Annotated in this window: 16 protein-coding genes; 12 read left to right on the top strand and 4 right to left on the bottom strand. The window is 69.4% G+C overall.

The window, feature by feature from the left end:
• The first annotated feature begins 368 nt into the window (after window positions 1–368).
• The 4 genes from ACIRVF_RS40415 (at window position 369) to ACIRVF_RS40400 (ending at window position 2224) form a co-directional block, all read left to right on the top strand.
• Entirely contained in the window at window positions 369–872 is a 504-nt protein-coding gene (locus ACIRVF_RS40415; protein ID WP_402829592.1) for a DUF6879 family protein, read from the top strand.
• Window positions 869–1702 (top strand): helix-turn-helix domain-containing protein, encoded by an 834-nt coding sequence (locus ACIRVF_RS40410; protein WP_402829590.1) that lies wholly within the window; start codon window positions 869–871, stop codon window positions 1700–1702. Before ACIRVF_RS40415 ends, ACIRVF_RS40410 begins: the two co-directional genes overlap by 4 nt.
• Before the next feature lie 76 nt (window positions 1703–1778).
• The gene (locus ACIRVF_RS40405; protein WP_402829588.1) at window positions 1779–2015 is read left to right on the top strand and encodes a hypothetical protein; all 237 of its coding nucleotides are present in this window, start codon (window positions 1779–1781) and stop codon (window positions 2013–2015) included.
• Entirely contained in the window at window positions 2012–2224 is a 213-nt protein-coding gene (locus tag ACIRVF_RS40400; protein ID WP_402829586.1) for a hypothetical protein, read from the top strand. Before ACIRVF_RS40405 ends, ACIRVF_RS40400 begins: the two co-directional genes overlap by 4 nt.
• 111 nt (window positions 2225–2335) lie before the next feature.
• On the opposite strand, the gene ACIRVF_RS40395 is transcribed toward ACIRVF_RS40400, so the two are convergent.
• A complete protein-coding gene (locus tag ACIRVF_RS40395; protein ID WP_157846581.1) occupies window positions 2336–2491 on the bottom strand; it encodes a hypothetical protein in 156 nt (51 codons plus the stop codon).
• A 255-nt stretch (window positions 2492–2746) separates the two neighbouring features.
• Between ACIRVF_RS40395 and ACIRVF_RS40390 the strand changes: the two genes are divergently transcribed.
• The 3 genes from ACIRVF_RS40390 (at window position 2747) to metG (ending at window position 5718) form a co-directional block, all read left to right on the top strand.
• Entirely contained in the window at window positions 2747–3655 is a 909-nt protein-coding gene (locus ACIRVF_RS40390; RefSeq protein WP_402829585.1) for a helix-turn-helix domain-containing protein, read from the top strand.
• Window positions 3652–3858 (top strand): DUF397 domain-containing protein, encoded by a 207-nt coding sequence (locus ACIRVF_RS40385; protein ID WP_030289510.1) that lies wholly within the window; start codon window positions 3652–3654, stop codon window positions 3856–3858. Before ACIRVF_RS40390 ends, ACIRVF_RS40385 begins: the two co-directional genes overlap by 4 nt.
• A 141-nt stretch (window positions 3859–3999) precedes the next feature.
• Window positions 4000–5718, top strand: a complete 1719-nt coding sequence (gene metG / locus ACIRVF_RS40380; protein ID WP_402829583.1) for a methionine--tRNA ligase — start codon at window positions 4000–4002, stop codon at window positions 5716–5718.
• A 177-nt stretch (window positions 5719–5895) separates the two neighbouring features.
• On the opposite strand, the gene sbnB is transcribed toward metG, so the two are convergent.
• Together sbnB and ACIRVF_RS40370 are read right to left on the bottom strand one after the other, a co-directional pair.
• Window positions 5896–6903, bottom strand: coding sequence for a 2,3-diaminopropionate biosynthesis protein SbnB (gene sbnB / locus ACIRVF_RS40375; RefSeq protein ID WP_402829581.1), 1008 nt, complete (start codon window positions 6901–6903; stop codon window positions 5896–5898).
• A 61-nt stretch (window positions 6904–6964) separates the two neighbouring features.
• The gene (locus tag ACIRVF_RS40370; RefSeq protein WP_402829580.1) at window positions 6965–9193 is read right to left on the bottom strand and encodes an MMPL family transporter; all 2229 of its coding nucleotides are present in this window, start codon (window positions 9191–9193) and stop codon (window positions 6965–6967) included.
• Window positions 9194–9594: 401 nt separating this feature from the next.
• Between ACIRVF_RS40370 and ACIRVF_RS40365 the strand changes: the two genes are divergently transcribed.
• Window positions 9595–10734, top strand: a complete 1140-nt coding sequence (locus ACIRVF_RS40365) for an ATP-binding cassette domain-containing protein (protein ID WP_402829624.1) — start codon at window positions 9595–9597, stop codon at window positions 10732–10734.
• Window positions 10731–11549 carry an ABC transporter permease gene (locus ACIRVF_RS40360; protein WP_402829578.1) on the top strand — a complete coding sequence of 273 codons (819 nt, stop codon included), beginning with the start codon at window positions 10731–10733 and terminating at the stop codon, window positions 11547–11549. The genes ACIRVF_RS40365 and ACIRVF_RS40360 overlap by 4 nt, the downstream gene beginning before the upstream one ends.
• Window positions 11550–11626: 77 nt before the next feature.
• Here the strand turns inward: ACIRVF_RS40360 and ACIRVF_RS40355 are convergent, their stop codons facing one another.
• Window positions 11627–12646 (bottom strand): LuxR family transcriptional regulator, encoded by a 1020-nt coding sequence (locus ACIRVF_RS40355; RefSeq protein ID WP_402829576.1) that lies wholly within the window; start codon window positions 12644–12646, stop codon window positions 11627–11629.
• 165 nt (window positions 12647–12811) lie between these two features.
• Between ACIRVF_RS40355 and ACIRVF_RS40350 the strand changes: the two genes are divergently transcribed.
• The 3 genes from ACIRVF_RS40350 (at window position 12812) to sbnA (ending at window position 14576) form a co-directional block, all read left to right on the top strand.
• Window positions 12812–13114: a hypothetical protein gene (locus ACIRVF_RS40350; protein WP_402829574.1), complete on the top strand. Its 303-nt coding sequence runs from the start codon at window positions 12812–12814 to the stop codon at window positions 13112–13114.
• A 255-nt stretch (window positions 13115–13369) separates the two neighbouring features.
• Entirely contained in the window at window positions 13370–13537 is a 168-nt protein-coding gene (locus ACIRVF_RS40345; protein ID WP_402829572.1) for a hypothetical protein, read from the top strand.
• 34 nt (window positions 13538–13571) lie between these two features.
• Complete coding sequence (gene sbnA / locus ACIRVF_RS40340; protein WP_402829571.1) at window positions 13572–14576, top strand: 2,3-diaminopropionate biosynthesis protein SbnA; 1005 nt, start codon at window positions 13572–13574, stop codon at window positions 14574–14576.
• Window positions 14577–14581: the final 5 nt, after the last annotated feature.

Here is a 14581-nt window from a genome sequence, read left to right as displayed (position 1 = left end):
GCCACCGGCCAGAAGCCGCGGCTCGGACCCCCGAGCCTGAGGCACAGGGTCCGGATTCTCGACCGCCCGTCCGTGGCCGAACAGCTTTCCCGTTCTGGAAATATCAGATCCTTGACCCTGCGCTTTGGAAGCCAGGATCATCGACGAGACAGCAACCACCCACAACTGGGGGCACTTGATGCTGCGTTGGCTGGCTGGAGACGGGTCCTGCAAGAACGGAAACTGCCCCACTCTGTGGGGCAGCGAGAATGGGGACTACGTCGTCCAGGGATACGTGATCACCGATCCTCGACGCCTGGCAGAGTTGAACCTGCCTGCTGGCGAATCTGCGGTTGTGATCCCCGCTTCGGTCCTGGAAGGATACTTCAGTGCTCAAAGGTGAGGATTTCGGCCGTCTCTTCGAGACGTTCGAACGAACGGCCTTCCGTCTCGAAACGCTGGCCGTCTACGACGTGGACGAGGAACGTGAGGAATTCGCCGATTTCCTCGCGGGGAAGGGGTTGCCACCGGAGTCCTCCGACAACCCCTGGGTCCGCTCCATGACGAACCTGGGCAAGCGGGTGGCCCGAGTACACGTCCTCCAGTCCCCGCTGTCCGACTACCTCCGGTACGAGTTGGCGTCGTACCCCGGCAACATCAAGGCCGGCGAATCGATCGGCATCATCGACACGGCTCGACAGGAGGTCGCCGGTCTGCCCGACCACGACTTCTGGCTGTTCGACGACTCCCTGGTCTACCGGATGCACTACACCGACGCAGGGCAGTTCCTCGGCGCCGAACTTCTGCCGGGCGACCGCTTGAACGAGTACCGCCTGTACCGGGACATCGCCCTGGCGAACGCCGTGCCCTTCGGGGAGTACACGGCAGCTTGAGCGGGGACCAGCACAACGACCTGGGAAGAGCCCTGCGGGCGCTGCGGATCGCCTCGGACAGGACAGCCGAGACCGTCGCCCGCAGGGCTTCCATGTCTCCGGCCAAACTCTCGAAGATCGAGAACGGCAAGACCCTACCGAGCGTGCAGGACGTGGACCTCATCCTGTCCGCACTCGGCATATCCGGCGAGGCCAAGGCCGAGTTCCTGGATGCAGCCCGCGGCGCGGCCACCGAACAGACCGCCTGGCGGGAACTCCGCCGCATGGGGCACTGGAAACATCAGCAGGCCATCAAGGCTATCGAGGCCCGGACGACCGTTCTCCGGCTGTTCCAGGGGCAACTTGTCCCCGGGCTACTGCAAACTGCCGAATACGTCTCCGCTGTATTCTCGATTCCTCCGGTATTGCCGGAGGAATCGAGAGCAAAAACGATCGGAGCTCGACTTGAGCGCCAGGCCGTCCTGTATGACCGCCACCGCGAGTTCCATTTCGTTATTTGTGAGCATGTGCTGCGGTGGCGGATCTGCCCGCCTGGCGTCATGGCCACTCGGCTCGATCGCCTGGTTTCACTGTCCCGGCTCCCCAATGTGACCATCGGGGTCCTGCCCCTCACCGGGCTGATGCCAGACTTTCCGATGACGTGCTTCAGCATGCACGACGATCGCCTGGTCATGATGGAGACATTCCATTCAGAGATCACCACGCGCGACCCCAGGGACGTCAGCCTCTATCTTTCGACGTTCGCCAGATTCGATGCCGCCGCGCTTCACGGAGACGACATGCGCACGCTGGTCGAAGGAATCCGAGACGAGTACTTTCGCGAACAGTAAAGCGCATAGCGATCACCTCGACTCCCCCGTAGGTTAGTGGCCCGCCGGAGCAATTCGAGAGTCCTGGGAGTCATCCATGTCCACTGCGGATTTCGCAAGTCCGACCGGCATGAAGCGTCGCCGCAGCCACGCGGAGCTCATGGAGCGCGTTGAGAACAACCCGGTGCGGAAGGACCTGACGACCGGGCGGCTGGTCGAGGTGGTGGGGGCGGAGGACGGGCGGGCCCTGGTGCGACCGTTGTTCGAACCGGACGGTCCTGTGCGTCAGGTGCCCGCCGGCCAGTTGACCACCCGCATCGGGCTGTGGGGATGACCGTGGCCGAGCAGTGGGTGCCGGTGGTCGGCGAGCGCGTCCACGAGCGCCGCACGGGGGTCGCCGTGGAGATCATGGAGATCGACAAGGCGGCCGTCTACGTCCGTCCACTTCGCGGTGGGCTGGAGCGGGTGGTCCGGCGCTCCGATCTGGTCCCGCCGGACGATGCTCCGGGCGGGTTCTTCGACTGGCAGGCCTCGCGCGGCTAGTGCTGCTGCACCCGGCATGGCTCGTCCTTCCGCCGGCTCCTCTCCTGAGTCTTCCGCCCAAGTCCGCCCGGCCTCCTGTGCGCGGGACCGGGCGGTCAGACGCGGGGTGGGCTAGTCGCGGTCGACCGGGGTGGGACGGCGGGGGGTGAACTCGCGTTTCAGGGGGCGGAGTTCGCGGGGCTGGCCATTGACCAGCCAGACCAGCCAGCCGACGAAAAGGACGGCGAGGAGGAGGGTGGACAATCCGGCGACGAGAAGGGCGTTCACCAGGACGGGGAATTACGGGGAGGAAGACGGAGGGGCGGCGGAAGGGGCACGGCTGTCTCCGGTCGGTGATGTCGAACGCCCTGACCATGCATCTGATGTGTACGTGCAGCTGATTGGCGACTTGGCGACTGTTTACGGGGCAACAAGTCAGCGAGTGACACGGATGACCATAGAGTCAGGGTGCCAGAGTTGCTACCGAGGGACTGGACGTTCACTCCATCGTGGGGTATCCCCCATTTCGCTAGCTAGTGCCCGGTGTCCACGGCACACTTCACCGGAAGCATCGACCGTAGCCGCGATCCGGAGAAGAGAGTCATGCCACCCCGCTTGTCGCCGACCGTGCGCCAGCAGCGCCTGGGAATCGAACTGCGCAAGATGCGCGAGCGCGTGGGGGTGACGCCCAAGAGCCTGGCCGCCACGATCGGCACCGACCTGCCCAAGATCTCGCAGATGGAGAACGGGAAGTCGGGCATCAGCGCCGAGCGGCTCCGGACCTGGGCGCGCACCTGCGGCTGCCCCGAGGGCCCGTACCTCGACGCGCTGCTCGCGATGACGCAGGACCGCCGTAAGTACTGGTGGGACGGTTACCGGGGGCGGATGCCCAGCGGGATCGTCGACATCGCGGAGATGGAGCACCACGCGGCGTCGCTGTCGATCCTGAACAGCACTTTCATCCCCGGGCTGCTGCAGACCTCGGACTACGCCGCCGCGGTGTTCGAGCGGCTTCCCGCGCACTACCGGCAGGAGGCGGAGGTCCGGAAGGCATTCCGGATTCGGCGCCAGCAGATCTTCGTCGACCACCCGAAGCCGTACAGCGCAATCCTGCACGAATCCGCACTGCGGATGCAGTTCGGCGGTCCGGAAGTGCTGCGCGAGCAGTTGCGGAGCCTGCTGGAGAATTCCGAGCGGCCGGGTGTGGAGATCCGGGTGATCCCGTTCAGCGTGCCCACCTACACGGGGTCCGGGGAGAGCCTGTATCTCGCCCGCGGGCCGGTCCCGGAGCTCGACACCGTGCAGATCGATCTCTCTCACGGGCCGAAGTTCGTGCACTCCGAGGCGGAATTGGCCTCCTACCGCAGGATCAAGGAGAAGACCGCGGCGATCGCGCTCGGGACGGCGGAGTCCCGGGACTTCATCCGGGCCTTACTGAAAGACTTCGTATGAGTACGTGGCGCAAGGCGTCAGCCAGCGGCGAGAGCACCGACTGCGTGGAGGTCAGATCGGCGGGCGGCCTGGTGGAGATCCGGGAGTCGGACCTGCCCGAGGTGGTGGTGCGCACGACGCCGCGCAAGTGGGCGGCGTTCGTCCGCGGGGTGAAGGCCGGGGAGTTCGACCGGTACGCCGACTTCACCCGGGCCCGGCCGTGAACCGGGCGGTCAACCCGGCTGTGGACCCGGCCGTGACCCCGCTGGGACGGCGGTAGGCTTGGCAGCCCACAGTGGACCCCTGCGCCTGGCACAGCACTCCGGGTCGGGGTGCGCGTGCGGGAGAAATCGGAGCATCCGAGGATGGCTCGGCACCTGATCACCAGCGCCCTTCCGTACATCAACGGGATCAAGCACCTGGGCAACATGGTCGGGTCGATGCTCCCGGCGGACGTCTACTCCCGCTACCTGCGCCAGACCGGCCACGAGGTGCTGTACATCTGCGCCACCGACGAGCACGGCACGCCCGCCGAACTGGCCGCGCAGGAGGCCGGACTGCCGGTCGCGGAGTTCTGCGCCCAGGCGCACGAGGCCCAGAGGGCGGTGTACGACGGCTTCGGGCTGTCCTTCGACCACTTCGGCCGCAGCTCCTCGCCGCAGAACCGGGAGATCACCCAGGAGATCGCCCGTGAGCTGCAGCGCAACGGCTTCATCGAGGAGCGCTCGATCCGCCAGGTGTACTCCAACGCCGACGGCCGCTTCCTGCCGGACCGCTACATCGTCGGCACCTGCCCGCACTGCGGCTACGACAAGGCGCGCGGCGACCAGTGCGAGAACTGCACCCGGGTGCTGGACCCGACCGACCTGCTGGAGCCGCGCTCGGCGATCAGCGGCAGCGCCGACCTGGAGGTCCGGGAGACCCGGCACCTGTTCCTGCTCCAGTCGAAGCTGACCGAGGAGGTCGAGCGCTGGATCGCCGACCACGGCGACGACTGGCCGGTGCTGGCCTCCTCGATCGCCCGCAAGTGGCTGACCGAGGGCCTGCAGGACCGCTCGATCACCCGTGACCTGGAGTGGGGAGTCCCGGTGCCGGCCGACGTGTGGCCCGAACTGGCCGCCGAGGGCAAGGTGTTCTACGTCTGGTTCGACGCCCCGATCGAGTACATCGGCGCCACCAAGGAGTGGGCGGACGCGGCCCCGGCCGAGCGGCGGGACTGGAAGTCCTGGTGGTACGACGCCGACGAGAGCGTCCGCTACACCGAGTTCATGGCCAAGGACAACGTCCCGTTCCACACCGTGATGTTCCCGGCGACGATCCTCGGCTCGCGCCGCCCGTGGAAGAAGGTCGACTACGTCAAGGCCTTCAACTGGCTGACGTACTACGGCGGGAAGTTCTCCACCAGCCAGAAGCGCGGCATCTTCACGGACGTCGCGCTGGAGCTGCTTCCCGCCGACTACTGGCGCTACTTCCTGATGGCGCACGCCCCCGAGTCGGACGACTCCAGCTTCACCTGGGACCTCTTCGCCTCGGTGGTCAACAAGGACCTCGCCGACACCCTCGGCAACTTCGTCAACCGGGTGCTCTCCTTCAGCCGCAAGCGCTTCGGCGACGACGTCCCCGCCGGGGCCGCGGCCGGCGAGGCGGAGGCCCGGCTCGGCGAGCAGATCGCCGGGCTGCTGGCCGAGTACGAGGCCCAGCTGGACGCGCTGAACTTCCGCAAGGCGGCGCAGGCGCTGCGCGCGCTGTGGAGCGCGGGCAACGCGTACCTGGACGAGAAGGCGCCCTGGCAGCAGGTGAAGACCGACCCGGAGGCGGCGGCGCTGACGCTGCGCACGGCGATGAACCTGATCCACCTGTACGCGGTGGTGTCCGAGCCGTTCATCCCGACCGCGGCGGCGGCGATGCGCCGCGCCTTCGCGCTGCCCTCGGACGAGCGCACCTGGATCACCGGGGACGAGGCCCGGTCGCTGGGCCTGGTGCCGGCCGGGACGCCGTTCACCGTGCCGCCGGTGCTGTTCGCGAAGATCACGGACGAGGACCTGGCGGCCTGGACGGCCCGCTTCGGCGGCACCGAGGGCTGATCCGGCCGACGGAACGCCCCGAGGACCCCGACCGTGGCGAACGGTCGGGGTCCTCGTAGGTGGTGCCGGGCCCGTGGGGGCGGGCCCTCGGGTCGGCCCGACGGCGCGGGTCGGTGACGCGGGTCGGTGACGCGGGTCGGTGGGGGCGGGTCGGTGGGGGCGGGCCGGTGGTCTGGGCTACCAGCGGGTGGTCTCCGCGAAGAAGCCGGGGATCTCGGTCGCCCTGCCGGCGGCCACCGCCTCGTCGTGCACCAGCGCGCCGACCGCCAGGTCGAGCACGCCGAGGCCGAACGGCGAGAAGACCACCGGGCGGTCGGTGCCGACGGCGACCTCGCCCTCGATCACCTGGGCGAGCGTGCCGGTGACGAACTCCCGGTTGCCGTAGAGCTGTTCGGCCAGGTGCGGCGAGGTGTTCGCCTTCATGCAGTGCTCCACGTCGTCGAGCACGTTGTACGCGCCGCCGATGATCTCCGGGGCGAGGTCGCGCAGCGAGATGTTGAGCACCAGCTGGCCGGGGGCGAAGGTCTCCGGGGCGAGGATGTACGGCTCGCCCGCGGTGGTGGCCAGCACCACCACGTCGGCGCCCTTGAGCGCCTCGCCGAGGTCCTCGACCACGCGCGCCGGGTAGCCGAGTTCGGCGTCGGCGTGGTCGACCAGCGCCTGGGCGTACTTCGTCTCGCGGTCGTGCACCACCAGCTCGTCGATCGCCCACTCCTGGGCGCCGAAGAACTCCAGGATGTTGCGGGCGATGATGCCGGCGCCGACCACCGCGAGCCGGCCCGCCGTACGGCCACCGCTGAGCACCTCGGCGGCGAGCACCGCGGAGGCCGCGGTGCGGGCCGCGCTGATCTGCGAGGCCTCCAGGACGGCGAACGGGTAGCCGGTCTCGTAGTCGTTCAGCAGCAGGGCGGCCGAGGCGCGCGGGAAGCCACGCTCGATGTTGGCCGGGAAGCTGCTGATCCACTTGATGCCGGCCAGACCGACGCCGCCGCCGAGGTAGGCCGGCAGGGCGATGATCCGGGCGTCCGGCTTGGCCGGGAACCGCAGGAAGTAGCTGTCGGGGTTGACCGACTCGCCGGCGCCGTGGGTCAGGTAGGTCTCCCGGACCTCCTGGACGATGCGCTGACGGGCTCCCGCGATGACCTCGCGGGCGGTGGTGCCGTCGATGACTCTGAACTCGAACACGGTGGTGGCTCCAGTCGAGGCCGCCCTGCGCGGGCGGGGATGGGAATTGCGGGCGAGGTGATCAGCCGACGTAGGCGGTGCCGGCCGGCTCGTGGTGGCCGTTGGCCGCGTGCGCGCCACCGGCGTGGGCGCGGGTGCCGCGGCCGCCGCCCAGCCAGCGCGGCAGGTACCAGTTGCGGTCACCGAGCAGGGCCATCACCGCGGGCAGCAGCACCGCGCGGACCAGGGTGGCGTCCAGCAGGACCGCGACCGCCAGGCCGATGCCGAGCTGCTTGAAGTCCTGCATGCCCAGGGTGCCGAAGACCGCGAACACCGCGACCATGATCAGACCGGCGCTGGTGACCACCCCGGCGGTGTTGCGGATGCCGAGGCCGACCGCCTCCCGGCTGGGCTTGCCCTCCAGGTGCGCCTCGCGGATCCGGGAGACCACGAACACGTGGTAGTCCATCGAGAGGCCGAAGAGCACCACGAAGACGAACAGCGGCATCCAGGACTCGATCGCTCCCGGCGCCTTGGTGCCGACGATCGAGGCGCCCCAGCCGTGCACGAACACCGCGGTCATCACGCCGTACGCGGCCGCCACCGAGAGCAGGTTGAGCAGGATCGAGGTGATCGAGATGGTCAGCGAGCGGAAGGAGAACAGCATCAGCAGGAAGGTGACGCCCATGACGAAGGCGAACACCGGGACGATGCTGCGGTGCAGCTGGTCGTTGTAGTCGACCGAGAAGGCGAGGTCACCGGCGACCAGCGCGGTGGTGCCCGGGACGGTCTTCAGCGTCTGCGGCACCAGCTGCCCGCGCAGCGCCGCCAGAGCCGCCTTGGAGGTGGCGTCGGTGCCGTTGCCGGCCAGCGGAACGTTGATCTCCGCGATGTTCTTGTCCTTCCAGTACCGCACGTCGATCTGGTTGCCGGTCTTGCCGGAAGCCAGTGCGGCCTGCTTGAAGTCCTCGATGCTCTTGGTGACCTGCGGCGAGTCGATGTTGTCGGCCTTGACCACCACGGTGGCGGGCGAGGGCGAGCCGGGGAACTCGCGGTCGATCCGCTGCGAGACCGAGACCAGCGGGTTGTCCGAGGGCAGCAGCTTGTCCATGCCGAGCTTCTCGGTCTTCATGCCGAGCGCCGGAACGGCCAGCACGACGAGCACCGCGGCGGACAGCACGGCGAAGATGCCGGGGCGGGCGAGCACGCCGCGCAGCAGCGCGTTGGCGGGCTTGACGCTGGCCGCGGCGGCCTGGCGGCGCTTGCTGATCCACGGGATCCGGCCGGACGCGACCTTGTCGCCGAGCATCGACATCAGGGCCGGGAGCACGGTCATCGAGCCGACCACCGCGACCGCGACGACCTCGATGGTGGCCATCGCGAAGCCCTCGAAGACGGTCAGCCCGGAGAGGAACATGCCGGCCATCGCGACCATGACGGTGAAGCCGGAGACCATCACCGAGTGGCCCGAGGTGTGGGCGGCGATCCGCAGCGCGGTCGCCTTGTCCCGGCCGAGCGCCCGCTCCTCGCGCTCACGGCGCAGGTAGAACAGGCAGTAGTCGACGCCGACGGCCAGACCCATCAGGAACATCACCGAGTTGGTCATGGCGTCCACCGGCACCAGCTGGCTGCTCAGCGAGAGCAGACCGAGCGCGCCGATGCAGGCGGTGACCGCCAGGGCGACCGGCAGAACGGCCGCCACGAAGGCACCGAAGACCACCAGCAGGATGCCCAACGCGACCGGCAGAGCGGTCAGTTCGGCGCGGGTGAAGTCGTCGCCGAGGCTGTCGTTGATGCCCTTGAGGGCGGTCGCGCCGCCGAACTCGCCGATGGTCACCTGGGGGTGGGCCTTGGCGGTGTCGTTCACCGCGGTGATCACCGGGTCGATCCGGTCGGCAGCGGTGTCCGGGTCACCGGTGACGGCGAACATGATCAGCGCGGAGTGCTTGTCGGCCGAGAAGGCCTGGGTGGCGTACGGGTCGCGCAGGTTCTCCGCGAGACCGGTCTTGTTGACCGCGTCGGAGGTGGCCTGGACGGCGCCGCGGAACTCGGGGGAGTCCGCGGTCAGACCGTCGCTGTGGATCAGGATCAGTTCGTTGACCGGGTCGTTGATCCCGGCGTCCTTGAGCACCTGGGCGGCGCGGCCGGAATCCCCGGTCCCGTAGTCGGCCTGGGTCAGGCTCTTCTGGCCGACCATGCCACCGAGCACGGTGACCAGGACGACCAGAACAACCCAGCCGATGACGGCGGTCTTGCGGTGGTGGGCACTCCACTCGCCCAGCCTGGCCGCGAAGTTGCTTTGACGTGCCATTACCTCTCCTGCGATAGGCGGCATGATCAAGCCGCAGTGGCGACAGTCGGGTTCGGATGTGTCCTCACCGGCATGAGGGGGACCGGAGGAATACCCACGACCGTAGGCCCTCCCGAACCGCCGCGGGGCCGCGGGGAGTTGCAGCAACCTGCGGTGGCAAGCTGCTGCCAGCCGAGCCCGGCCGAAGCCCCTTACCGCGTCCGTTTCCCCGGTGCTACGGTCGGTTCCCGTTGAGGGACAACCATTCGAGCGGACCACATTCGAGTGAAGCCCGGCCGAAGACGCGGGAACGCCCACCGGCCACGAACGATTCCACCGAATTCCCTGATTCCGCGCCGGAATGCGTTCCGGCGTCTGCTTTCCGAACGATCCACCTACCTCCGTGAAAGGGGGAATGAATGATGGACACCGCCATTCGGGCGACCGGTCTCGGCAAGAGATACGGGGAGCACCACGCGCTGAGAGGCGTCGACCTGGAGGTGGCGGCCGGAACCGTGCTCGGTCTGCTCGGGCCCAACGGGGCCGGCAAGACCACCACCGTCCGGCTGCTGGCGACGCTGCTGGAGCCGGACCAGGGACGCGCCGAGGTGGCCGGTTTCGACGTGGTCCGCCAGCAGCGCCAGGTGCGCCGCCGGATCGGCCTGGCCGGCCAGTACGCCGCCGTGGACGGGCTGCTCACCGGCCGCGAGAACCTCGAACTCCTCGGTCGGCTCCTGCACCTGGGCCGCAAGGGCGCCCGCGAGCGGGCGGCCGAGCTGCTCGCCCGGTTCGAGCTGGAGGACGCCGCCGAGAAGCCCGCCCAGACCTACTCCGGCGGCATGCGCCGCCGGCTGGACCTGGCCGCCGCGCTGATCGGACGGCCCGAGGTGCTGTTCCTGGACGAGCCGACCACCGGGCTGGACCCGGCGAGCCGGCTGGTGCTCTGGGAGATGGTCCGCGAGCAGGTCGCCCAGGGCGTGACCGTACTGCTCACCACCCAGTACCTGGAGGAGGCCGACTTCCTGGCCGACCGGATCCTGGTGATCGACACCGGCCAGGTGATCGCCGAGGGCACGCCCGACGAGCTCAAGCGCAAGGTCGGCGAGGAGTGGCTGGAAGTGGGCGTCGCCACCGACGCCGCCCTGCCGCAGGCCCTGGCCGTGCTGGGCCCGGTGGCCGCCGCCCAGCCCGAGGTGGACCGCACCGGGCGCCGGATCACCGTCCAGCTGGCCGACGGCATCGGCACGATCGCCGCGGCGGCGGTCGCGCTGGAGTCGGCCGGCGTGCCGGTGACCGACTTCGCGCTGCGCCGCCCGTCGCTGGACGACGTGTTCTTCCACCTGACCGGGCGCGGCACCCAGGTGGGCCGGGCCCCGGAGGAGGGTGCCCAGCGGCTCGAACCGGGCGCGGAGGGCTCGGAAGGCCCTGAGCGCTCGGAAGGCCCTGAGCGCTCGGAGGGCTCGGAGCGCTCGGAGGGCTCGGAGAGCGAGGCCGGGCAGACCGGGAAGGCCGAGCGGGATCCGGTGGCCGCCGCCACCGCACGGACGGGAGACGAGCAGTGAGTGACATCGGCGCCTCGGCCGGCCTCGGCACGGCCATCGGCGACACCGCCGCCCTGATCGGCCGCCACCTGCGGCACCTGCGCCGCACCCCCGAGAAGGTCATCGCGATCACCCTGACCCCGGTGACCATGGTGGTCGTGCTGGGCTACCTGTTCGCCAGCGTGGTGACCGTGGCCGGCTCCGGGGAGTACCACGACTACGTGATGGCCGGGGTGTTCGCCCAGGTCGGCCTGACCTGCGTCGGCGTGGCCGCGCTGGGCGTGGCCACCGACCTGCGCACCGGCCTGATCGACCGCTTCCGCTCGCTGCCGATGGGCCGCTCCGCCGTGCTGGTCAGCCACACCGCGGCCGACCTGCTGACCGCCGCGGCCGCCACCTTCGCGGTCACCCTGGCCGGCCTCGGCGTCGGCTGGCGGATCCACAAGGACGCCGGCTCCGCGGCGCTGGGCTTCGTGCTGGTGCTGGCCTTCGCCTACGCGATGCTCTGGCTGGGCGCGCTGGTCGGCATGCTGATGCGCAACGCCGAGGCGATCAACGGCATTTCGGCGCTCTTCCTGGTCGTGCTGTCGTTCCTGTCCAACTCGTTCATGCCGCTGTCCGGGCTGCCCGCCTGGCTGGGCGCGGTGGCCGAGTGGAACCCGGTGAGCCTGGTGGCCGCGGCCTGCCGCGAGCTGTGGGGCAACGCTCCGACGGTGGTCGGTTCCAGCCTGCCGGACCGGCACCCGGTGCTGCTCTCGGTGATCGTGGTGGCGGCCCTGCTCGCGGTGCTGATCCCGGTGAACCTGCGGGTCTACCGCACCGCGGTGACGCGTTGATGATGCACGGGGCAGGCCGGTTCGGGCGAGGCGGTAGGTGTCCCGCCCGGACCGGCCGTTCGCGTGGGCGCGTGGGCTCAGGAGCCGGCCAGGCCCTGGCCCTCGCGCTCCGGCGCGCCGCCCTGCAGCAGACCGCGCTCGCCGGCGATCACCCCGGCCTGGAAGCGGCTCCGGCCGCCGAGCCAGGCCATCAGCTCCGCGGTGATCCGGCGCGAGGTGCGCACCGAGACGCCGAGCTTGCGGGCCACCACCTCGTCGGTGTGGCCCTGCGCGAGCAGGCTGAGCACCGCCATCGTCTGCGGGTTGAGGCCCTCGGCCCCCTTGGCCGGGGCCTTCCCGTACGGGGCGGCGTTCTCCCAGACGTACTCGAACAGCGCGCAGAGCGCGGAGACCAGTCCCGGACCGGACAGCACCAGAGCCCCCACGCTGGTGTCGTCCGGATCGGTCGGGACGACCGCCACCGTGCGGTCGAAGATCACCAGGCGCATCGGGAGCGCGGGCGCGACCCGTACCCGGGCGCCCCTCTCCGTGAGCCAGTCCAGGTGGGCGATGGTGCCGCCGTCGTTGGCCGCGCTCTCCAGGTAGATGCTGCGCATCTGCACGCCGCGGTCGAAGACCGCCTGGTCGGCGGCCTGGCTCGCCTTCCGGGCGGCCTGGGACTGCCCGCCGCCGGTCGCGAAGCCCATGATCTCGCTGGTGCAGGAGTGCGAGAGCTCCTCCAGTCTCAGCCGGATCTGGTCGACGCCCTCCAACTGTTCGACGCCCAGGCCCCGTTCGCCCTTGCGGTTCTCGGCGTACTGGGCGACGAGCTTGGCGGCCTCCAGCCGGCTCTGCGCGATCTGGCGCTGCCGCTCGGCGAGTTCGGCCTCCTGCCGGCCGATCAGCATCGCCAGGCTGACCTCCGGGTTCACCAGGAGGAGGTGTCCGGGCTCCAGCTCGGAGTGCCTGATCAGGGTGAGCCGGGCGAGTCCGTCCAGGGCGTCCCGGACGCGTTGTTCCGGCCAGTTGAGGTCCTGGGCGACCCCCGCGATTCCGAGCTCCGGCCGGGCCAGCACCGTCCGGTACACGGCCTCGGCGTCGGGATCCAGTCCTAACACTGACAGCACCGCCTGCCCCCCGAATATTTCGAACCTGATGAAAGTGCCACGTCATTGCCGGATCTCGGGGGCATGCTACGACACCCGACCCGGGGCCACCCGAGGTTTCAGGACAGGGCCCTTTCCTGCGGGCTTCGAGCGGGTCCACCCACGAGAGGATTTGACATGTATATCACTGTCGGACGTCTGGTTCGGGGTATGGTCGGACCGGAACAGGTCTCGCCCGACAAACTCGTCGAACTGCTCCGGAAGGCCGCCCTTCCGCACGAGGGACTTGAGCACGTGTATGTCGAGATCGATCCCCTCGGTGCCGATCTCGTCTTCTTTCTCGGACCACCGAAATCCGGAGACCTGGATTCCGCTGCGCGGCGAATCACCAGCCGCTGCCTACGGGATGCGCCTGAACTGCGCGGATGGCGGCTGGCGGCCCAATTCAGCGACGACCGGCTGCCGTTGCTGGAGGAGTGACGGCGGGGCTCGGAACTGTGCAGGGTGCTGCCATAGCAGGACCCTGACAGCCGTGAACCATGGCACGGAACGTGTGTGCGAGACAGACTTGGTCATGCCGAAGGGGGCCGGAACCCCCTTCCCGCAGGATTAGAGAGCCGGGTTCGCCTAGCCATTCAGCGCAGGATTTGAACCCGGCGGAGCGCTCATCCGTTTCAGCTGTTTCGCCGCCGCTTATTCCGCGGCCCGCGACGTCTTTGCCACCGGGGGTTCACCATGAGCAGCATCACCGTTTTCGCCGGCCGCGCCGCCGCCCTCCTCGGCCTGCTGGCCGCCGGCATCACCCTCAGCGCGCCGGCCGCCGGCGCCGTCACCACCACCGCCGCCGCCCCGGCCGGCGCCCGCACCGCCACCGTGCACGGCGACGACATCATCTGGGACTGACGTCCCGTCACTCGACGCGAAGGGGGACGGGCCGATGCCCATCATCAGAACACCGCAGGAGTTCAACGAGGACGAACTCTTCGTCGACCTGCGGGCGATGTTCGACTACCCGCTGTACCTCAAGTGCGAGGGCTTCAACTTCGCTGGATCCGTCAAGCTCAAGGCCGCCCTCAGCATGGTCGACGCCGCCGAGCGCGACGGGCGGCTGACCCGCGACTCCATCCTGGTGGAGTCCTCCTCGGGCAACCTCGGGATGGCGCTCAGCATGATCGCCTCCGTCCGGGGCTACCAGTTCATCTGCGTTGTCGACCCACGTACCAATCTGTCCACCCGTCAGCTCATCGAAACCCTCGGCGGCCAGATCCACATGATCACCGAGCCGTCGCCCGAAACCGGGTTCCTGGGCGCCCGGTTGGACTACGTCCGCGACCTGTGCGCGTCCTCGCCGCGGTACGTGTGGCTCAACCAGCACGCCAACCCGGACAACTGGCGGGCCCACTACCGCACCACCGCTCCCTCGATCCACCGGCAGTTCCCCGACGTGGACGTGCTGTTCATCGGAGCCGGGACCACCGGAACGCTGATGGGCTGCGCCCGTTACTTCAAGGAGCACCGGCCGGACACCCGGATCGTCGCGGTGGACAGCATCGGCTCCGTCACCTTCGGCGGCGAGCCCGGCCCGCGGATGATCCCCGGCCTGGGCGCCGGCGTCCGGCCGGCCCTGCTGGACGAGGACTTCGTCGACGACGTGGTGCACGTGCCCGAGATCGACACCGTCCGGACCTGTCACCGGCTCGCCCGCGGTGGCTTCCTGTTCGGCGGCTCCACCGGCACGGTGGTCAGCGGCGCCGCGGCCTGGCTGGCGAAGCACCGCGGCGGCAAGGACGTCGTCGCCGTCGCCGTCTCGCCCGACCTGGGCGACCGCTACCTCGACACCATCTATCAGAGCGCCTGGGTGCGCGACATCTACGGAGCCGACGCGCTGGACGCGGTCGAGCGCCTCACGCCGCCCAACGCCATTGTCACGGGGGTAAGATGACGATA

The sequence above is a fragment of the Kitasatospora sp. NPDC101157 genome (genome assembly GCF_044768255.1).
GTDB lineage: Bacteria > Actinomycetota > Actinomycetes > Streptomycetales > Streptomycetaceae > Kitasatospora.
This window is presented reverse-complemented; position numbering and strand designations above follow the sequence as displayed.